The sequence below is a fragment of the Hydrogenophaga soli genome (assembly GCF_054777695.1).
In genome coordinates this window covers 21223-40696 of record NZ_BAAHAK010000008.1, presented here as the reverse complement: position 1 = coordinate 40696, position 19474 = coordinate 21223, and the positions used below count along the sequence as shown (strand labels likewise).

General features: G+C 68.2%; 14 protein-coding genes and 1 pseudogene. 7 read left to right on the top strand and 8 right to left on the bottom strand.

Annotation, left to right across the window (positions count from 1 at the left end; translation table 11 throughout):
- Positions 1 to 57: 57 nt before the first annotated feature.
- Positions 58 to 1440 carry a sensor histidine kinase N-terminal domain-containing protein gene (locus ACYVB7_RS14510; protein ID WP_460509315.1) on the top strand — a complete coding sequence of 461 codons (1383 nt, stop codon included), beginning with the start codon at positions 58 to 60 and terminating at the stop codon, positions 1438 to 1440.
- Between the two features lie 49 nt (positions 1441 to 1489).
- Here the strand turns inward: ACYVB7_RS14510 and ACYVB7_RS14505 are convergent, their stop codons facing one another.
- Positions 1490 to 4186 (bottom strand): DNA topoisomerase III, encoded by a 2697-nt coding sequence (locus tag ACYVB7_RS14505; RefSeq protein ID WP_460509314.1) that lies wholly within the window; start codon positions 4184 to 4186, stop codon positions 1490 to 1492.
- Between the two features lie 123 nt (positions 4187 to 4309).
- On the opposite strand from ACYVB7_RS14505, the gene ACYVB7_RS14500 reads away from it, so the two are divergent.
- From ACYVB7_RS14500 to ACYVB7_RS14490, 3 genes are read left to right on the top strand one after another with little or no spacing between them, the layout of a single operon-like run.
- Positions 4310 to 4876: an SET domain-containing protein gene (locus tag ACYVB7_RS14500; RefSeq protein WP_460508957.1), complete on the top strand. Its 567-nt coding sequence runs from the start codon at positions 4310 to 4312 to the stop codon at positions 4874 to 4876.
- Positions 4873 to 5802, top strand: coding sequence for a biotin--[acetyl-CoA-carboxylase] ligase (locus tag ACYVB7_RS14495; RefSeq protein ID WP_460508955.1), 930 nt, complete (start codon positions 4873 to 4875; stop codon positions 5800 to 5802). The genes ACYVB7_RS14500 and ACYVB7_RS14495 overlap by 4 nt, the downstream gene beginning before the upstream one ends.
- On the top strand, positions 5796 to 6602 hold the full coding sequence (locus tag ACYVB7_RS14490) for an SPOR domain-containing protein (RefSeq protein WP_460508954.1): 807 nt from the start codon (positions 5796 to 5798) through the stop codon (positions 6600 to 6602). Before ACYVB7_RS14495 ends, ACYVB7_RS14490 begins: the two co-directional genes overlap by 7 nt.
- Here ACYVB7_RS14490 and ACYVB7_RS14485 read toward each other — a convergent pair.
- Complete coding sequence (locus ACYVB7_RS14485) at positions 6587 to 8311, bottom strand: S8 family peptidase (RefSeq protein WP_460508952.1); 1725 nt, start codon at positions 8309 to 8311, stop codon at positions 6587 to 6589. The genes ACYVB7_RS14490 and ACYVB7_RS14485 overlap by 16 nt on opposite strands.
- On the opposite strand from ACYVB7_RS14485, the pseudogene ACYVB7_RS14480 reads away from it, so the two are divergent.
- Together ACYVB7_RS14480 and ACYVB7_RS14475 are read left to right on the top strand one after the other, a co-directional pair.
- Positions 8268 to 8759, top strand: a pseudogene (locus ACYVB7_RS14480) (S-adenosylmethionine decarboxylase family protein); the annotation flags it as partial. The gene ACYVB7_RS14485 and the pseudogene ACYVB7_RS14480 overlap by 44 nt on opposite strands.
- 48 nt (positions 8760 to 8807) lie before the next feature.
- Complete coding sequence (locus tag ACYVB7_RS14475; RefSeq protein ID WP_460509313.1) at positions 8808 to 9623, top strand: nucleotidyltransferase family protein; 816 nt, start codon at positions 8808 to 8810, stop codon at positions 9621 to 9623.
- On the opposite strand, the gene ACYVB7_RS14470 is transcribed toward ACYVB7_RS14475, so the two are convergent.
- Complete coding sequence (locus tag ACYVB7_RS14470) at positions 9607 to 10701, bottom strand: M48 family metallopeptidase (protein WP_460508950.1); 1095 nt, start codon at positions 10699 to 10701, stop codon at positions 9607 to 9609. The genes ACYVB7_RS14475 and ACYVB7_RS14470 overlap by 17 nt on opposite strands.
- Positions 10691 to 11884: a YjgN family protein gene (locus tag ACYVB7_RS14465; protein ID WP_460508948.1), complete on the bottom strand. Its 1194-nt coding sequence runs from the start codon at positions 11882 to 11884 to the stop codon at positions 10691 to 10693. Before ACYVB7_RS14465 ends, ACYVB7_RS14470 begins: the two co-directional genes overlap by 11 nt.
- Positions 11885 to 11956: 72 nt before the next feature.
- On the opposite strand from ACYVB7_RS14465, the gene ACYVB7_RS14460 reads away from it, so the two are divergent.
- Positions 11957 to 13372, top strand: a complete 1416-nt coding sequence (locus tag ACYVB7_RS14460) for a Xaa-Pro aminopeptidase (protein ID WP_460508946.1) — start codon at positions 11957 to 11959, stop codon at positions 13370 to 13372.
- A gap of 443 nt (positions 13373 to 13815) precedes the next feature.
- Here ACYVB7_RS14460 and ACYVB7_RS14455 read toward each other — a convergent pair whose 3' ends face one another.
- From ACYVB7_RS14455 to ACYVB7_RS14440, 4 genes are all read right to left on the bottom strand, one after another.
- Entirely contained in the window at positions 13816 to 15072 is a 1257-nt protein-coding gene (locus tag ACYVB7_RS14455; RefSeq protein WP_460508944.1) for a Zn-dependent hydrolase, read from the bottom strand.
- Between the two features lie 19 nt (positions 15073 to 15091).
- Complete coding sequence (gene hydA / locus ACYVB7_RS14450) at positions 15092 to 16561, bottom strand: dihydropyrimidinase (RefSeq protein ID WP_460508942.1); 1470 nt, start codon at positions 16559 to 16561, stop codon at positions 15092 to 15094.
- Positions 16562 to 16603: 42 nt separating this feature from the next.
- Positions 16604 to 17905, bottom strand: a complete 1302-nt coding sequence (gene preA / locus ACYVB7_RS14445; protein WP_460508940.1) for an NAD-dependent dihydropyrimidine dehydrogenase subunit PreA — start codon at positions 17903 to 17905, stop codon at positions 16604 to 16606.
- A gap of 87 nt (positions 17906 to 17992) precedes the next feature.
- Positions 17993 to 19354 carry an NAD(P)-dependent oxidoreductase gene (locus ACYVB7_RS14440; RefSeq protein ID WP_460508937.1) on the bottom strand — a complete coding sequence of 454 codons (1362 nt, stop codon included), beginning with the start codon at positions 19352 to 19354 and terminating at the stop codon, positions 17993 to 17995.
- Positions 19355 to 19474 lie beyond the last annotated feature (120 nt).

Sequence of the window (19474 nt, the reverse complement as noted above, 5' to 3'; positions counted from 1 at the left end):
GGGTTCGGGCTGTTCCAGCGCGAAAAGCGCAGCCTGTTCGGGGAAATCCTCGACTGGATGCTCACGCCCCTGCTGCTGCTGTGGCCCCTGAGCCTGGCCCTGACGTGGTGGGTGGCACAGGGCATTGCCGGCAAGCCGTTCGACCGCGGGCTGGAACACAACGTCCAATCCATTGGGCAGTACCTGGGGGTGCACGGTGACCGCGTCCAGCTCAAGCTGGTGGGGCAAGCCCGCGACATCCTGCGCGCCGATGAAGCGGACCTGGTGTATTACCAGGTGCGAGGATTCAAGGGCGAATACGTCAGTGGCGAAGCCGACTTCCCGGCCCCCACGGACGAGGCTCCGCCCGTGCCCGGCAAGGTGCTGATGCGCAACGACACCATCCACGGCGACGACGTGCGCGTGGCCTACGCCTGGGTGCAGCCCGAGGCCGGCAACGACCGCCTGGTGCTGGTGCAGGTGGCCGAAACCCTGACCAAACGATCCACGCTGGCCACCGAAATCATCAAAGGGGTGATGGTGCCGCAGTTTGTCATCCTGCCGTTGGCCGTGCTGCTGGTGTGGATGGCGCTGGTGCGGGGCATCCGCCCCCTCAACGACCTGGAGCTGCGCATCCGCGCCCGCAAGCCCGACGACCTGAGCCCGCTGGACGAATCCGCCGTGCCCGAAGAGGTGGCCCCGCTGGTGTCGTCGGTCAACGACCTGCTGGAACGCCTGAAAACCTCGCTGACCACGCAAAAACGCTTCCTGGCCGACGCCGCCCACCAGCTCAAGACCCCGCTGGCGGGCTTGCGCATGCAGGCCGACATGGCCCAGCGCGAAGAGCGGCAGGACGAAATCCGCCGCTCCCTGCAGCAGATTGCCCGTTCCAGCATCCGCGCCACCCACACCGTCAACCAGTTGCTGGCGCTGGCCCGGGCCGAAACCACGGGCCGCACGCTGCCCACGGCCACCATCGACCTGGCGCGCATCGTGACCGACGTGGTGCAGGACTCGGTGACCCGGGCCATGGACAAGCACATCGACCTGGGCTACGACGGCCCCCAGAACGTGCCCCCCGAGTGCCTGATGGACGGCAACCCCACGCTGCTGAGCGAGCTGGTGCGCAACCTGGTGGACAACGCCATCCACTACACCCCGGCGGGCGGCGTGGTCACCGCCCGGGTGCTGGTGGACCCGTTCAGCGGCGTGCAAATCCTGCAGGTGGAAGACACCGGCCCGGGCATTCCCGAGAACGAGCGTGAGCTGGTGCTGCAACCCTTTTACCGGGCACTGGGCACCAACGTCGATGGCTCGGGCCTGGGCCTGGCCATCGTGCACGAAATCGTCCAGCAGCACGGGGCCGAGCTGAAGATGGAAGACGCCCACCCCGGCCGCGACCCGCCGGGCCTGCGTGTGGGGGTGCGCTTTGCCAACCGACAACGCGCACCGGGCGAGTGAATTCAAAGCTTTTTTGGCACCCAGCGCTTTTAAACAAAGCGCAAGCAGCTCACTTTTTAGGAGCAGCCTTTCGGGCCACGCGTTTGGCGGGCGCGGCCTTGGCGGTGGCCCCGGTGGCAGCGCCAGCCGCCCCGGCGGTCTTGCGGGGCGGGAACTTGCTTTCGCGGGCCTCGAATTCAAAGCCCACCTTGCCCGCCTTGGCGTCCCACACCAGAAAGGCCTTGAACGCCCGGCGCGTCTTGTTGGACACGAACTTGTCCAGCAGGTCGGTCTTGCCCTCGGCCAGCAGCTTGTGCATCTGCTCGGGCGCAATGGTCTGCTGCAGGATGACCTGGCCGCTCTTGAAGTCGCAGCTGGGCGTGGGCTGGGCCGCCGTGGGCACGGCACTTTCACACACGTAGTTGCTGCCGTGGGCGTGCACCGCACCGCCGCACTTGGGGCAGGCGCCCAGTGAATCGCTGCCCGCAAAGTCCACCAATTCGCCGGTCTCGTCGTCGGCCTTGTCGTCGCCGAAGTCGAACTCCAGGCGCCAGTTCTTGTCGTCCTCGCTGTACTTCAGGGCCATTTCGGCCACAAAGGGCCAACCGGCCTTGGAGCGGAAGCCGTCCAGCGGGCCGATGTGGCGGTCACGCAGAAAGGCTTCGGCCTCGGCGGTTTCGAAGGTGCGCCCGGCAGGCGACTTGGTGAACGAGAAGCCGCAGCCCTCACCATGCCCATCAGCCCCCGTGCAGGCAAAACGCCGGTAGTTCTCCTTGACCACCCCGCCGCAGTTCGGGCAGGGGGTGGACAGGGTGGCGTAGTCGCCCGGGATGGTGTCGCGGTCGTACTCCTTGGCCTTTTGCACCATGCGCTGGGTCATCTCGGCGATGTCGCGCATGAAGGCCTCGCGGCTGAGTTGCCCGCGTTCCATCAGCGACAGCTTGTGCTCCCACTCGCCGGTCAGCTCGGGGCGCGACAGCTCTTCCACCGCCAGGCCACGCAGCAGCGTCATCAACTGGAACGCCTTGGCGGTGGGGATCAGTTCGCGGCCTTCGCGCAGCATGTACTTCTCGGCCAACAGACCTTCGATGATGGCGGCGCGGGTGGCGGGCGTGCCCAGGCCTTTTTCCTGCATGGCCTCGCGCAGCTCGTCGTCTTCCACCAGCTTGCCCGCGCCTTCCATGGCGCCCAGCAGCGTGGCTTCGGAGTAGCGGGCCGGGGGCTTGGTCTTGAGGCCCTTGGCGTCGGCCTGCAGGTTGTGCACGGTCTCGCCGGGTTGCACGGGCACCAGGTTCTGGCCCTTGTCCCCCTCCTTGGCCCCTTCCACGTCCTCGGCGGCTTCCTTGCCGTACACGGCCATCCAGCCCGGCTTGACCAGCACCTTGCCTTCGGTCTTGAAGTTGAATTCCTTGCCCGCATTCAGCACGGTGGTGATGCGGGTGGTGACGGTGAATTCAGCCGACGGGAAGAACACGGCCAGGAAGCGACGCACCACCAGGTCGTACAGCTTCTGCTCGGCTTCGGACAGGCCGCTGGGCGCTTGCAGCGTGGGGATGATGGCAAAGTGGTCGCTCACCTTGCTGTTGTCAAACACCCGCTTGGTGGGCTTGACGTAGCCGTTGGCCAGCGCCGTCTGGGCGTGCGGGGCCAGATGGCTCATGCCGCTGTGCGCCAGCATCTCGAAGGTCTGGCGCACGGTGGGCAGGTAGTCCTCGGGCAGGGCCCGGCTGTCGGTCCGGGGGTAGGTCAGGGCCTTGTGTTTTTCGTACAGGCTCTGGGCCAGCGCCAGCGTGGTCTTGGCGGAAAAGCCGAAGCGCCCGTTGGCCTCGCGTTGCAGGCTGGTCAGGTCGTACAGCAGGCCGCTGGCTTGCGTGGTGGGCTTGCTTTCCTCGCTCACACGGGCGGGCTGCAGGCGCGAGGCGTCGGCAATGGCGCGGGCGGCGGCTTCGTTCCACACGCGGTCGGCCCGCTGCTCGGGGTCGGCGCCTTCTTCGGCGGTTTTGCCAGAGGGCTTTTTGAAGGCCGGGTCGAACCACTTGGCCGGGTAGTCCCCGGCTTGGGCCTGGAAGCTGGCGTGCACTTCCCAGTAGTCGCGGCTGACGAACTTGCGGATCTTTTCCTCGCGCTCCACCACCACGGCCAGCGTGGGGGTCTGCACCCGGCCCACGGTGGTGAGGAAGAAGCCGCCGTCGCGGCTGTTGAAGGCCGTCATGGCCCGCGTGCCGTTGATGCCCACCATCCAGTCGGCCTCGGAGCGGCTGCGGGCGGCGTCGGCCAGCGGGCGCATCTGCTCGTCGGTGCGCAGGTGGTCAAACCCGTCGCGGATGGCCTGCGGCGTCATGGACTGCAACCACAGCCGCTGCACGGGCTTGCCCAGCGGCTTCTTGCCACCGGCGTACTGCTCGATGAGGCGGAAGATCAGCTCCCCTTCGCGGCCCGCGTCACAGGCGTTGACCAGGGCGCCCACGTCCTTGCGCTTGGCCAGCTTGACCACCGCCGCCAGGCGCGACTTGGTCTTGTCGATGGGTTTGAGGTCGAAATACGGCGGCAGCACCGGCAGGTGGGCAAAGCTCCATTTGCCGCGCTTGACGTCAAATTCCTCGGGCGCGGCGATCTCCACCAAATGGCCCACGGCCGACGACACCACGTAGTGCTCGTTCTCGAAATGGTCATCGTGCTTGTCAAACTTGCCGCTCACGGGCGTGAGGGCACGCACGATGTCTTGCGCCACGGAGGGCTTCTCGGCGATCACCAGGGTTTTGGCCAAATTGTTCGTTGTCATCTCGATAGAATCCAGACCGTCTCGCGCCCCCGCACATGCGGGCGCGCTCACACACAGGTGTGCGCTCGTGCGCACATGCATGTCAAAACCTTATCAAAATTTGCCGACATGCCCGCTCGCCGCCCTGCCGCTGCCGCCCCTGCCGTTGCGTCGGCCAAACAAGCCCCCCAACCCCCTCGCCTTGCGGGCCAACGCCGGTTGCAGGTGCGCCGCTCCGGCGTCCATGGCCGGGGGGTCTACGCGCTGCAAGACCTTCGTGCTGGCGAACGGCTGATCGAGTACACCGGCGAAATCATCTCCTGGCAGCAAGCGCTGGACCGCCACCCGCACGACCCGGCGGACCCCAACCACACGTTCTACTTCCACATCGACGACGGGCGCGTGATCGATGCCAAACACGGCGGCAACAGCTCGCGCTGGATCAACCACAGCTGCAACCCCAACTGCGTGGCCACCCAGGAGGGCCACCGGGTGTTCATCGACGCCCTGCGCGACATCGCCGCGGGCGAAGAGCTGTTCTACAACTACGGCCTGTTCATCGACGAGCCGCTGACGCCCACCCTCAAACGCCAGTACCCCTGCTGGTGCGGCCACACGCAGTGCACCGGCACGCTGCTCAACCCCAAGCGGCGGCGCAAGGCCAAGGGCACGTCGGGCGCATCCTCCGGCTCATGACCCCGAACGCCCCATCCACCGACGCGGCCAGCGCCGCCCTGCACCACCGTTTCAACGGTGTGTGTGAAGGTTTGTGGCCCGCCCTCAACGACCGCTGGCAGCGCCACGGCCCTGGCAGCCTGTCGCTCGACGTGGTGGCCTCCATCGACTCCACCAACACCGCGCTGATGCAGCGCGCCCGCGGCGGCGACACCGCCCCCGCGCTGATGGTGGCGCTGGCGCAAACCGCCGGACGCGGCCGCATGGGCAAAGCCTGGCACAGCACGCCGGGCGACAGCCTCACCTTCTCACTGGGCTTGCCCCTGTCCCCGCCGCAGTGGAGCGGTCTCTCGCTGGCCGTGGGCGTGGCCGTGGCCCAAGGGCTGAACACGCTGCTCGGGAGCGACGCCAACGCCCCCGCCGTGCGCCTGAAATGGCCCAACGACCTGTGGCTGGGCCAGGCCAAGCTGGCGGGCATCCTGGTGGAAACGGCCCATGTCGGTGGGCAGCGCTATGCGGTGGTGGGCGTGGGCATCAACGTGCGGGCCCCGCAGTGGACGGCACCGGCCTCCCCAAGCGTGGCCCATGTGCCCTCGGCCCAAGGCCCCATCAACCTGCCGCCCATGCCCCCGGCCCACCTGCAAAGCCTGCTCCCCGCGCTGGATGCCGCCGCGGTGTTGCAGGCCGTGGCCCTGCCCCTGCTGGACAGCCTGCTGACCTTTGAATCCCACGGCTTTGAGCCTTTCCGTCAGGCCTTTGCCACGTTGGATGCGCTGCACGGGCAGGCCGTGGTGCTGTCCGATGGGGTGGAAGGGGTGGCTGCGGGCGTCAACCCCACGGGAGAACTGCGCGTGGACACCGCCCAGGGCATGCACACCGTCACCAGCGCCGAAGTGAGCGTGCGCCCCACATCGGCGCTGGGCCAAACCGGAGGCCCCACATGCTGAGGCGGCTGGTGCTGGTGTTGCTGCTTGCCAACCTGGCCTATGCCGCCTGGAGCCAGGCGTGGTGGACGCTGCCACCGGGGTGGCTGCCCGACCCCACCCCCACGCGTGAACCCGAACGCCTGGCGCAGCAAATCACGCCGGAGCGCGTGCAGGTGTTGCACACAGCCTCCGCCGAGCCGCCCAAGGACACGCCTGCGACGGCACCCACCGCGGACCCCAGCCCCACCCCGGATGTCGGCACCGCACCCGATGCCACGCCATCGGCCAGCCCCTTGGCCCCGACCGAAGAACCACCGCCCACCGCCAAGGCGGAAGCCGCGCCAAAAACCGAGTCCACCCAGTGCCTGCAAATCTCGGGAATGAACGACAAACAGTACGGCGTGCTGCGCACGGCGCTGGCATCCGCCCTGCCCAATTCGGGGTGGGTGTTGAAGCACTCCACCCAGGCGGCACGCTGGCTGGTGTACAGCGGCAAGCTGAGCAGCCCCGACATCATGGCCACCAAAAAGGCCGAGCTGCGCGAGCTGAAGGTGGAGTTCCGCGAAGTCACCACCCCGGCCTTGCAACCGGGCTTGGCCATGGGCACTTACTCGTCTGAGGAGCGTGCCCAGCACGCCCTGAAGGACGTGACACGGGCCGGCGTGAAAGGAGCCAGGGTGGTGCAGGAGCGCCCTGAGACCCTCCTGACCACCGTGCAGTGGCCCAAAGCCAACGAGGGGCTGAAGGAGCAGGTGCAGGCCCTCGTCAAACGCCTGGGCGACGAGGGACTGGAAGGCAAGCCGCTTCAGCCCTGTCCCTGAGCGCGACGGCGCCCCACCCAGGCCACCCCCGCCAGCCACAGCCACAAGGCGCCGCCCCACCACCAACCGGTGGCCCCGCCGCCGCCGCTGGCCGACACCGCGACACCCGGAGTGTCTGACGAACCCGTACCCGCGCCGTCCCCTGACGAAGATCCCATGGCCTGCGCCGCCGTCACCGCCAGGTCGGCGTCCAGCAAACCCGCGCCGCAGGTTTGCGTGGTGCAGTTGCACTCCCCCTGAGACAGCGTCGTGGCCGAACACTGCGCCAGCGTGGCCTGCACGGTGTGCGGGCGCACTGCGCCCTTGAGCAAACCTTCCAGCTGCGACACACTGAGGTTGGGCTGGATGCCCAGCACCAGGCTGGCCACACCCGCCACCAGCGGGGCCGAGAAACTGGTGCCCGCCACCTCCGCATAGGCCGGGGCCACGGGACCTTGCGCCCCACTGTCCAGGGTGGCGGCCAACCCGAAGTCGGTGCCGGGCACCGCAGAGCCTCCCGGGGCGGCCAGGGCGACCTGGGTCCCGTAGTTGCCGTAGCTGGCCTTGGCACCGTCCCCACGCACGGCGGTCACGGCCATCACCCCTGAACAGTCGGCCGGGCGGGTGAGCGGCCCGCCATCGTTGCCCGCCGCCACCACCAGCAGCGCACCGGCGTTGCGAACGTCGTTGACCATGGTCTGGTAGGCGAAGTTGCACGCGCCACTGCCCCCGTAGCTGAGGTTGATGATGCGCGCCGGATGGGGGTTGCTGGGGGCCCCGGCCACTGGCAGACCCGCGGCCCAGCGCACACCATCCAGCAAGTCGCTCAGCACCGCGCCACATTTGCCGGCCACGCGCACCGGCACCACCTTGGCCCCCCAGTTGACCCCGGCCACCCCCGTGGCGTTCTGGCTGACGGCGGCAATTTCCCCGGCAATGGCGGTGCCATGCCACGAGCTGTTTTCGGCATCGCAGCCCTCAAACAGGGCCGTGCTGGCCTCGGCGGCGCTGACCCAGTCGCCGGGGTCGCTGGCATCGGCATCACGACCATCACCATCGTTGGCGTAGGGAAGTTCGCTCACAAAGTCATGCCCTGGCAACAGGTTGGCCGCCAGATCGGGGTGGTTGGGGCGCACGCCGGAATCGACCACCGCCACGGTGACCGGGTGGCTGGCCCCCGTCCACTTGGCCCAGGCCGGGGGCATGTTGAGCGCCCCGGCAAAGCTGGCGGGGCTTTGCAAATGCCATTGGCGCGAGAAATGGGTGTCGTTGGGAATGACCGGTGCGACCTGGGTCCGGTGCAGACGCTCGTTGGGCACCACGTCCAGCACGTCGGGGTGCAAACGCAGGCGGCGGCTGGCGGCCTCCAGGCCCGCGGGAGAGGTGTCGGCCAAGTCCACCCGCAACGCCTGTCCCGCCGAGCCCAAGGCACGCACCGGCACCCCGGCCTGCGCGGCCACCGCCGCCAGGTGCGACACGCGAAGGGCCTGGTTGCGCTGCCAAGTGGCGTGCTCGCGGTCGCGCAGGGCCTGGGCCCCCTCACGCGCCACCACGGGCGCGGCGGGCACCGACTCCAACGCCACCACCCCCGGCCGCAACGTGACCAACAGGCCCGCCGCGGGCCCTGCCGCCTGAGCCGCCCCCGCCATCAGCGCGAACGACGCCCCCCACACCAGGGTGTGCGCCATGCCTCGCGGTGCGGGGCCAAAAAACCGAAATCCACCTGTCATGCCAATTTCCTCCAATGAGCCTCAAAGTGTCCCACGAAGCGACACCACGCAACGCGGCCGTCCCCGAGGGCCGCACTGCTTAACATTGCCACCCATGCAAGGTTTGCACCTCACCGCCGATTTGGACCAGTGCCAGTGTGCCCCGCACTGGCTGACCGACGCCCACGCCCTGGGCAACGCCGTGGAACGGGCCGTGACCGACTGCGGGCTGACCGCGGTGGCGCGGCTGTGCCACACCTTCCCCGCCACCCCACACGGCCCTGGCGGGGTGACCGCCACCGTGCTGCTGGCCGAAAGCCATGTCTGCCTGCACACCTGGCCCGAACGTGCGCAGGTGACGCTGGACGTGTACGTGTGCAACTTTGGCGGCGACCACAGTGCCCAGGCCCGCACCCTGATGGACCGGCTGGCAGCCCTGTTCCAAGCCCGCCACCGGCACGACCACGCCCTGCACCGCGGCCTGGCCACCCCAGCCGCCCAGGACGCGCCGCCAACCATGCCACCGCCCCCCCCTGCCGCCCTGCTGCTGGCCGCCGGACGCGGCGAACGCATGCGCCCCCTCACCGACACCTGCCCCAAGCCCCTGCTGAGCGTGCGCGGCCAACCACTGCTGATGTGGCATGTGCAGGCACTGCTGGGCAGTGGCGTGCGGCGGCTGGTGGTCAACACCGCCTGGCTGGCCCCGAAAATCTCAAGCTTTTTTGAGCCCTACCGCTTTCAAGAAAAGCGCCACAAGCTACAAAATTCAGAGCAATCACCCGTGTTCAACCTGCACCTGTCCGACGAGCAGGCCGACTTTGGCGGGGCGCTGGAAACCGCGGGCGGCATTGGCCGAGCCCTGCCCATGCTGTGTCCCTCCACCCCGGATGCCCCACACGGCAGCCCGCCAGACGACGTGTTCTGGGTGGTGGCGAGCGACGTGTTTGTGCCCGGGTTTGCCTTCAGCCCCGAGGCGGTGGCGCGTTTTCGCGCCAGCCCCGCGCTGGCCCACCTGTGGCTGGTGCCCAACCCCGCCCACAACCCCCGGGGCGACTTTGGCCTGGCCCCCGATGGCCGGGCGCTGAACCTGCCCGCCAGCGACACCACCACGCCCCGCCACACCTACAGCACCATCGGGCTGTACCGGGCGGGGCTGTTCGCGCAGCCCTGGTGCGACATTCCCGCGGGAAACCCGCAGGGCGTGCACGCGGCCCTGGCCCCGCTGCTGCGCCGGGCCATGGATGCCGGGCGTGTCACCGCCGAGCTGTACACCGGCCCCTGGACCGACGTGGGCACGCCGGAACGGCTGGCCCAGCTCAACGCGACAGGCTGAGGGCCGCTTCGCGGAAAAACCGGCGGCGCTCGTCGTCGTCCGGGTGCGAGGCGATGGCAATGCCCAGCGTGTGCGCCACGTCCATGGCCTCTTGCTGCGAGGGGGTGTTCGCCTTGGGCGCCGTCGCCTGTTGGCGGGCCGCCAGGGCGTCGAACAGGCGCTCCATCACGGCGGGGGAAATGCCTCCCGCCGCCAGCGTGCGGGCGGCGTAAGCGTCGGCCTCGCGCTCGGCCTCGCGGGAGTACCCCGCCTGCCCCAGCATCACCGGCACGCTGACCAGCCAACTGCTCACGTCCCCCAGCACCAGGGTGGTGATGGCCGCCAGCAAAGTGCCCTGCACCAGCTGCTGGGTGCCGTGGCGGTGGTGCAGGTGGCCCAGTTCGTGCGCCAGCACGCCCAGCACCACATCCTCGTCCACGCCCATCATGTCCACCATCTCATCGGTCAACACCACCGCCCCGCCGGGCAGGGCAAACGCGTTGGGTCCGATGCGGCTGCTGCGGAAATGCAGCACGTAGGCCGGGTGCGGGCGGTCCTTCAGCAACGCGGCAAAGCTCTGCTCGATGCCGCGGCGGTGCGCCCCGGACAGTTTGGACGGCCTCATCAGGTCCCGGTCCAGCCAGGCCAGGGCCTCGTCCCCCAGCCGCTGCTCCAACGCCACGGGCACCAGGGGCACCACCGCTTGGGTGGCCAGTGGAATGCCCCAGCGCCACAGCCCAGCCGCCACCGCCAACAACAGCACCAGGGCCACGGCCACACCGCGCCAGCTTTGCTGGGCACGCACCACCCACGACACCGGGTGGGGCCGATGCTGCGCCAGCCAGGCGTGCCACGGGGCCGCCTCCAGCGCCCGCAGCGACCCGCCGCCCGCCACATGCGCCTGCGGCACGCCGTGGCGCACGGGCTCGGACCACTGCACCTGCGCGTGGGGAATGCGCCGAAGCACGGCATGGGGCGGGCTGGGCAGGCGCAGGCACAAGGCGTCGTCGGTCCATTCCAGCAGCACCAGGTGGCCGCGGGCCTGCTGGCCGTCGAAATACTCGGCCAGCACACGAGGGGGCACCGGTTCATAGGCCAAGATCGGCCCCCAGCAGCTCACCCGCGGCGTCGCCCGCCGTCTCGTTCGTGGTTGCCTGCACCTCGGCTTGCAGCATGTCCAGCGGGTAACGGGTGTGCACACGCACCGCCTGCAGGCGCAGGCGGGTCATGGCGATGTAGGCAAAGGGCCAGTACAGCCCCAGCGTCAGGCCCAGCAGCAGGGTGTTCTTGAGGGTGAGCTTCATCACATCGGCCACCCGCAGGCGGCTTTTGAAACGCAGCAGCTGGTTGCCGGTGTGCGACCACACCAGGTTCTGCATGGCCGCCCGGTAGAACGCCAGGGACCACAGGTAACACCCGCCTGTGATCACCATCACCTCCAGCATCAGGCGCAACACCAGCCCCACCGCCGGGCCTTCTTTGGAGAAGAGTTTTTCCGTGGTGGTCTGCCCCGTGGACAGGCGCAGCTCCAGCCAGAACACCAGCGCGGCCAGCAGCAGCCCGGCCAAGGCGATGCCCGCGGCTTTCAGCGCCACGCCGTAAAACGCCCCCACCGTTCCTTTGAAACGCAGCTTCAGCGTGCCGTAGGCGCAATGGCCTTGCTGGTAGGTCTTGATGCGGTGCCACAGCCAGGGGAACAGCAGTGCCCCCACACCCAGAACGCACAGGCTGACACGGGGAGCCCACCCCGCCATCTCCCGGTCTGCTTCCACATAGACAACAATGCCCAGAGACAACACCCCCCACACCGTCAACGACCCAAAGGCCGCATAGGCATCGGCTGTGCGACCCGTGAACGCAAAACGCAGCCCCCGCCAGCTGGTGTGGTGCAGGCGAAACCGCATGGACAGGTTGACCAACCATGGCCACAGCCCCCCCAGCAGCAAGGCCGCCACCATCTCCGCCAGTGGCGATGCGTTGCCCGCCATCAGGTAAGCCAGGAACAAGCCGGAGACGAGGACATGCCCCCGAAACATCTTGCGCGGGTCGCCATGAAAGTCGAGCGGTTCGCCATCGACCAGGGTGTTGCCGTACACATACCGCAGCTTGCGCACCCGCGCCCAGGGCAGGTACAGCCCCAGCGTCAGCGCCGCCAGCAGGGTGTTGACGATCCAGATGCGGAAATACTCGCTGCCGCTGCCGGTGAATTCCAAGGGAATGATTTGGGCTGCCTTGATGTCCGCAGACTCGGGTGGCAAGGTCGCCAGGTTGGTGATGGTCATGTGCTTTTCCTCCTGGGGTGGATTTTAGGAAGCTCGCCACCGCCCCCGGCGCACAGCGATACCATGCCAGCCATGAACGCCCCAGCCCTCCACCCCGCCGACACCCCCCAAGCCCTGTACGCCGAACGCCGCGCCCGGCTGGCCGCGCAGCTGGGCGAGGGCGGCGTGGCCCTCATCCCCACCGCGCCCGAGCGCAACCGCAACCGCGACAACGACCACCTGTACCGCCACGACAGCTACTTTTTCTACCTGTCTGGCTTTGCCGAGCCCAACGCCTGGCTGGTCATCACCAACACCGGGCACACCACCCTGTTCTGCCAGCCCAAGGACCTGGAGCGCGAAATCTGGGACGGCCTGCGCCTGGGCCCCGACGCCGCGCCCGCCGCCCTGGGCGTGGATGCCGCCCTGCCCGTGACCGAGCTGGACACCCAACTGCCCAAGCTGCTGGAAAACCGCCGCACCGTCTGGTACCCGTTTGCCACCCACCCGGGGCTGGAAGGCCGGGTGGACGGCTGGCTGCACAAGGTGCGCGCCCGGGTGCGCTACGGTGCCCTGTGCCCCGACACCCAGCGCGACCTGTGCGGCCCGCTGGACGACATGCGCCTGGTGAAAGACGCCCACGAACAGGACACCATGCGCCGCGCCGCCACCATCAGTGCCGGTGCCCATGTGCGCGCCATGCAGACCTGTGCCCGCATGGTGCGGGCCGGGCAGGACGTGCGTGAATACCACCTGGACGCCGAACTGCTGCATGAATTCCGCCGCCACGGCAGCCAGCACACCGCCTACGGCAGCATCGTGGCCGCCGGGGCCAACGCCTGCATCCTGCACTACCGGGCCGACGCCGCCCCCATCCGCCCTGGCGAACTGGTGCTGATCGACGCTGGGTGTGAGCTGGACGGCTACGCCAGCGACATCACCCGCACCTTCCCGGCCAATGGGCGCTTCACCGGCCCGCAGCGCGACCTGTACCAACTGGTGCTGGCCAGCCAGCACGCCGCGGTGGCCGCCACCCGCGCCGGGGCCCGCTTCAACGACCCGCACGACGCCACCGTGAAGGTGCTGGCCCAGGGCCTGCTGGACCTGGGGTTGCTGAACCGCGATCAGGTGGGCTCGGTGGACGACGTGATTGCCAACCGCAATTACTTCCAGTTCTACATGCACCGGACCGGCCACTGGCTGGGCATGGACGTGCACGACTGCGGGAGTTATGTGGAGCCCACCGAGGTGGGCCACACCAGCACCCGCACCGACCCGCTGAGCGGCGAAACCATCGTCAACCGCCCCAGCCGCATCCTGCACCCCGGCATGGTGCTGACCATCGAGCCCGGGCTGTACGTGCGCCCCGCCAACGGCGTGCCCGAAGCCTTCTGGAACACCGGCATCCGCATCGAGGACGACGCCATCGTCACCCCCGACGGCTGCGAACTCATCACCCGCGGCGTGCCGGTGGAGGCGGACGAGATTGAGGCCTTGATGCGGGCTTGAGCCCGCACATGCACGTGGAGGCACCAGAGCGACATCCCAACCTTCTTGCAGGTGCGGCTCGCGGCTTTCTGGGCTGGCGGACTTGCGGGCACCATGCCGCAAGGGCTAAAACTGAATACAAAATGAACAACAAAACAACCAGGGAGGGTTGGCCATGGCAACACATGGCATGGCTTCGCATACAGCGGGAACCGCACGGCCGTCCCGCTGCGCAGCCGGGGCAAAACCCCCACACCCCACACATGACCGTTCTCCGGCCAACCGCTGTCGGCGGTCAGGGACGTCACCTTTGGCTGGGACCCGGTACACCCTTGTGGTCAAACGTCACGAAACGGATGAATGCGGCACTCCACCGAGGCTTTTCTATGCCTGCGTCAAGGGATGCAGTCACAGTGCGCCCAAGTCAATGAACTTCATTCCGGTGGAGTGCGACTGACGCGTTCTCACCCCGCCCGCTCCAACATCGCCCGCAGCAGCACATTGCAACCCGCCGCCACATGCTCGGGCTTGGCGTCTTCAATCTCGTTGTGGCTGATGCCGTCCTTGCAGGGGATGAAGATCATGCCGCTGGGGGCTAGGCGGGCGGTGTACACCGCGTCGTGCCCCGCGCCTGACACCGCGGGCATGTGGCTGTAGCCCAGGGCCTGGGCGGCGCGTTCCACGGCGTTGATGCAGTCGGGGTGGAAGCCCTGGGCCGGGTAGCTGGACACCAAATCAATCTGGATGCCCAGGCCGGTTTCCGCCTCCAGCTTCTTGGCGTAGGCCTTCACCTCGTCCACCATGGTGTCCACCAGCGCGTCGGTGCTGTTGCGCAGGTCGATGCTGAACTTCACCCGGCCCGGGATCACGTTGCGGCTGTTGGGAAACACATGCACCATGCCCACGGTGCCGCGCCCGTGCGGCGGGTGGCGGTGGGCGGCGGCCACCACTTCTTGCATGAGGCGGGTGGCCACCTGCATGGCGTCTTTGCGCAGGTGCATGGGGGTGGGGCCGGCGTGGGCTTCCATGCCGGTCACGGTGCAGTCGAACCAGCGGATGCCCAGCACCCCTTGCACCACGCCGATGGTCACGTCGGCGTCTTCCAGCACCGGGCCTTGTTCGATGTGGGCTTCGAAGTAGGCGCCAATGGGGTGGTCGCCCGGCTCTTCGGTGCCGATGTAGCCAATGCGGGCCAGCTCGTCCTTCACCGTCTTGCCCTCGGTGTCCTGGGCGGCGTAGGCGTGCTCCAGCGTGAAGGCCTTGGCGAACACGCCGGAGCCCATCATCACCGGCACAAAGCGGCTGCCTTCCTCGTTGGTCCAGAACGCCACTTCAATGGGCGCTTCTGTCTCGATGTTGTGGTCGTTGAGCGTGCGCACCACTTCCATGCCCGCCAGCACGCCGTAGTTGCCGTCGAACTTGCCGCCCGTGGGCTGGGTGTCGATGTGGCTGCCGGTCATGATGGGCGGCAGGCTGTTGTTGCGCCCGGGGCGGCGCATGAAGACGTTGCCGATCTTGTCCACCGTGACGCTCATGCCCGCCTCGCGCGCCCAGCGCGTGACCAGGTCGCGGCCTTGTTTGTCCAGGTCGGTCAGCGTGAGTCGGCAGACGCCGCCCTTGGGCGTGGCGCCAATCTGGGCCAGCTCCATCAGGCTGGCCCACAGGCGGTCGCCGTTGATGCGCAGGGTGGAGAGGTCGAAGGCCGGGGCCGTGGTGCTCATGAAATGCTCCTGAATGAATTCAACGTGCCACCGGCGTGGGGGTGGCCAGCTTGGCCTTGCGGGCCAGCGACTCAAAGTGGCTGCCCTGGCCCGTGGCCCCGGTGAAGGCCGGGCGTTTGATGTAGCGGCCCGCGCCTCGCTCGGCCCGCAGGTCGCCGTTGGCAAACACCAGCTTGCCTTGGCTCAGGGTGTGGCTGGGCGCGCCGGTGACGGTGCGGCCTTCGAAGATGTTGAAGTCGCCCTTGCTGTGCTGGGTCTTGACCGACAGCGTGCGCGTGGCGGCGGGGTCCCACAGCACCAGGTCGGCGTCGGCCCCCACGGCCACGCAGCCTTTGCGCGGGTACAGGTTGAACAGCTTGGCGGCGTTGGCCGAGGTGATGGCCACGAACTCGCTGCGGGTGAAGCGCCCGGTGTTGACGCCCGCGTCCCACAGCACCTGCATGCGTTCTTCCACGCCGCCGGTGCCGTTGGGGATTTTGGAGAAGTCGAACCGTCCGGCGGCCTTTTGCTCGGCGCAGAAGGTGCAGTGGTCGGTGGCGGTGGTGTGCAGGCTGCCCGATTGCAGGCCGCGCCACAGCGCCTCCTGGTGGGTTTTTTCGCGGAAAGGCGGGCTCATGACGTGGGCGGCGGCGGTGGCAAAGTCGGCGTGGCGGTACACGCTGTCGTCCACCACCAGGTGCCCGGCCAGCACCTCGCCATACACGCGCTGCCCGGCGGCGCGGGCGCGGGCGATGGCACTGGCGGCCTCTTCACACGACACGTGCACCACGTAAATGGGCACGTTGAGCACGTTGGCAATGGCAATGGCGCGCTGGGCGGCTTCGCCCTCCACGGCGGGCGGTCGGCTCAGGGGGTGGCCCTCGGGGCCGAGCACGCCCAGGTTCTTCATTTCCTGTTGCAGCAGAAACACCAGTTCGCCGTTTTCGGCGTGCACGGTGGGCATGGCCCCCAGCTCCAGGCAGCGGCGGAAGCTGTTCACCAGCGTTTCGTCGTCGCACATGATGGCGTTCTTGTAGGCCATGAAGTGCTTGAAGCTGTTGACGCCTTCTTCCTGCACCAGGGTGCCCATGTCGCGCTTCACGCTCTCGTCCCACCAGGTGATGGCGACGTGGAAGGTGTAGTCGGATGCCGCCTTTTCAGCCCAGCCACGCCAGGTCTGGTAGGCCTCCATCAGCGGCTGCTGCGGGTTGGGAATGACGAAGTCGATGATGGTGGTGGTGCCGCCCGCCATGGCCGCCGCCGTGCCGCTGTAGAAGTCGTCCATGGTGACCGTGCCCATGAAGGGCAGCTGCATGTGCGTGTGCGGGTCAATGCCGCCGGGCAGCACGTACTGGCCGCTGGCGTCCAGCTTGGTGGCTCCAGAAGGCAGGGTCTGGGCGTCCAACCCGCTGCCCACGGCCACGATCTGGCCGTCCACACACAACACGTCGGCTTTGAATTCGCGGTCGGCATTGACCACGGTTCCGCCCTGAATCAGCACGGTGCTCATGAAGGTCTCCTGGAAAAGGGTGCGGGGATGGAGGGGATCACTTTAGCCCCGCATGGGGTTGTTGGGGTGTTGCGTCCAGTTCAGGGGCGTGGCGCTCACGGGCTGGCCGGTGCGTTGATCCACCTCGCCGGGCACCAGGTCGCGCATGGTGATGCACTCCGGCACGGGGCAGACGTTGACGCACAGGTTGCAGCCCACGCATTCCTCTTCCTTCACCTCGAAGTGGCGCACACCATCTTTCTCGAAAGTGATGGCCTGGTGACTGGTGTCCTCGCAGGCGATGTGACAGCGCCCGCACTCGATGCACTTGTCCTGGTCAATCACCGCCTTGCTGACGTGGTTCAGGTTGAGGTAGCGCCAGTCGCTCACGGTGGGCACGGCGCGGCCCACGATCTCGCTCACGCTCTTGAAGCCCACCTCGTCCATGTAGTCGGACAGGCCGCTGGCCATGTCCTGCACGATCTTGAAGCCGTAGACCATGGCGGCGGTGCACACCTGCACGTTGCCCGCGCCCAGGGCGATGAAGTCCAGCGCGTCGCGCCAGGTGCCCACGCCGCCAATGCCGCTGATGGGCAGCCCGGCGGTTTGCGGGTCGCGGGCGATTTCGGCCACCATGTTGAGCGCAATGGGTTTGACCGCCGGGCCGCAGTAGCCGCCGTGGCTGCCCTTGCCCCCGGTGCTGGGCACCATGGTCAGGCTGTAGGGGTCCACGCCCACGATGCTGTTGATGGTGTTGATGAGGCTGACCGCATCGGCCCCACCGGCCTTGGCGGCGCGGGCGGGGTAACGCACGTCGGTGATGTTGGGCGTGAGCTTCACGATGACCGGCAGCTTGCTGTACTGCTTGCACCAGGCCGTCACCATCTGGATGTACTCGGGCACCTGGCCCACGGCGGCGCCCATGCCGCGCTCGCTCATGCCGTGGGGGCAGCCGAAGTTGAGTTCGATGCCGTCGCAGCCGGTGTCTTCCACGCGGGGGAGGATGGCTTTCCAGGCGTCTTCGTTGCAGGGCACCATGAGGGAGACCACCAGCGCACGGTCGGGCCACAGGCGTTTGACCTCGGCAATTTCGCGCAAGTTGGTTTCCAGGTCGCGGTCGGTGATGAGCTCGATGTTGTTGAAGCCCAGCAGCCGCCGGTCGTTGGACAGCAGCGCGCCGTAGCGCGGGCCGTGCACGTTGACCACCGGCGGCCCGGCCTCGCCCAGGGTTTTCCAGACCACACCGCCCCAGCCCGCCTCGAAGGCGCGGTTGACGTTGTAGGCCTTGTCGGTGGGCGGCGCGCTGGCCAGCCAGAAGGGGTTGGGGCTGTGGATGCCCACGAAGTTGGTGCTCAGGTCAGCCATGGTGCTTGCTCCGAAATGTGTAGCTGCTTGCGCTTTCTAAATAAGCGCTGGGTGCCAAAAATGCTTGAAGTTTTCCGGGCCGCACGCTCAGGCGGTCAGCGCCTGGTGCATGGCCAGGGCGGCGCGTTTGCCGTGTTCCACGGCTTCCACCGTCAGGTCCAGCCCGCCAGCGCGGCAGTCGCCTCCGGCCCACACGCCCGGCAGGCTGGTGCGGCCATCGTCGTCGGTGGCCAGGCGGCCCTCGGTCAGGGCCAGGCCGGTGTCGGCCAGCCAGGCGTTGCCCAGGGTCTGGCCAATGGCCTTCAGCACCAGGTCGGCGGGCAGCTCCACCGTGTCGCCCGTGGGGGTCAGCTTGCCGCCGCTGATGTGCTGGCGGGCGAAGCGCACCCCGGTCACCGCGCCGTCGGCCCCGGTCAGCTCGGTCGGGGCCAGCCAGTGCTGGATGACCACGCCGTGTTTCAGCGCCCAGTCCTGCTCGTCCTTGGAGGCCGACATGCTGGCCTGCCCGCGCCGGTACACCAGCGTGACCGACTCGGCCCCCAGCAGCTTGCTTTGCACGGCGGCGTCCACGGCGGTCATGCCGCCACCAATCACCACCACCCGTTGGCCCACGCGCACGGTGGACTTGTCGGCGGCCTGGCGCAGGGTGGCGATGAAGTCCACCGCGTCCTGCACGCCCGCCAGCGTTTCGCCCGGAACGCCCAGTTGGTGGGTGCTGGCCAGGCCCACGCCCAGGAACAGGGCGTCAAAGCCCTGCTTCAGGGCGTGCAGTTCGGCGGCGCTGGTCACGGCGTGACCGGTTTGCAGGGTGATGCCGCCAATGTCCAGCAGCCACTTCAGCTCGCGCTGCGCGTAGTCGTCGGCCACCTTGTAACTGGCCAGACCGTATTCGTTCAGGCCGCCGCCCTTGGCGCGGGCGTCGAACACCGTCACCTCGTGCCCGTGGCGGGCCAGGGTGTGGGCGCAAGCCAACCCGGCAGGCCCGGCCCCCAGCACGGCCACGCGTTTGCCCGTGGGTGCGGCGCGGGTGAACAGCTGCGGGCGGCTGCTGGCCATCAGCGCGTCGGTGGCGTGGCGTTGCAGGCGGCCAATGGCCACGGGCACGCCAGTCTGGGTGTTGCGGACACAGACCTTTTCGCACAGGTCTTCGGTGGGGCACACGCGGGCGCACAGGCCGCCCAGGGGGTTGGCTTCCAGGATCTGGCGGGCCGCACCCCGTTCGTTGCCCTCGGCAATGCGGCGGATGAACGAGGGGATGTCGATGCCCGTGGGGCAGGCGTCGGCGCAAGGGGCGTCAAAGCAGTACAGGCAGCGCTCGGCTTCCAGCAGGGCTTCGGAGGCGGTAAGGGGGGGCGTGGCGGCCGCGGCAAAGCCCGCGGCACAGGCCTCGGGGCTGAGGGGGGCGCTCAGTCGGCCAGCGCGCACATCGGACGAGGAAGGGGTGGACACGGGTGGGGCTCCTGGAATGTTTGCATGTTGACCGTTTGGTCAACATGCAAACAGACTAGCAACACCTGTGCCAAAAGAAAAGGGGGCTGACCCGCAGGTCAGCCCCCAAAGCCCTGGTAG

What these genes read in the sequence shown, in the direction of transcription:
- ACYVB7_RS14465 (WP_460508948.1), bottom strand. Translation starts at nt 11,884, where the DNA reads ATGACCATCACCAACCTGGCGACCTTGCCACCCGAGTCTGCGGACATC.
- ACYVB7_RS14475 (WP_460509313.1), top strand. Translation starts at nt 8,808, where the DNA reads ATGCCACCGCCCCCCCCTGCCGCCCTGCTGCTGGCCGCCGGACGCGGC.
- ACYVB7_RS14510 (WP_460509315.1), top strand. Translation starts at nt 58, where the DNA reads ATGCTCACGCCCCTGCTGCTGCTGTGGCCCCTGAGCCTGGCCCTGACG.
- ACYVB7_RS14455 (WP_460508944.1), bottom strand. Translation starts at nt 15,072, where the DNA reads ATGAGCACCACGGCCCCGGCCTTCGACCTCTCCACCCTGCGCATCAAC.
- ACYVB7_RS14490 (WP_460508954.1), top strand. Translation starts at nt 5,796, where the DNA reads ATGCTGAGGCGGCTGGTGCTGGTGTTGCTGCTTGCCAACCTGGCCTAT.
- preA (WP_460508940.1), bottom strand. Translation starts at nt 17,905, where the DNA reads ATGGCTGACCTGAGCACCAACTTCGTGGGCATCCACAGCCCCAACCCC.
- ACYVB7_RS14460 (WP_460508946.1), top strand. Translation starts at nt 11,957, where the DNA reads ATGAACGCCCCAGCCCTCCACCCCGCCGACACCCCCCAAGCCCTGTAC.
- ACYVB7_RS14485 (WP_460508952.1), bottom strand. Translation starts at nt 8,311, where the DNA reads ATGACAGGTGGATTTCGGTTTTTTGGCCCCGCACCGCGAGGCATGGCG.
- hydA (WP_460508942.1), bottom strand. Translation starts at nt 16,561, where the DNA reads ATGAGCACCGTGCTGATTCAGGGCGGAACCGTGGTCAATGCCGACCGC.
- ACYVB7_RS14495 (WP_460508955.1), top strand. Translation starts at nt 4,873, where the DNA reads ATGACCCCGAACGCCCCATCCACCGACGCGGCCAGCGCCGCCCTGCAC.
- ACYVB7_RS14500 (WP_460508957.1), top strand. Translation starts at nt 4,310, where the DNA reads ATGCCCGCTCGCCGCCCTGCCGCTGCCGCCCCTGCCGTTGCGTCGGCC.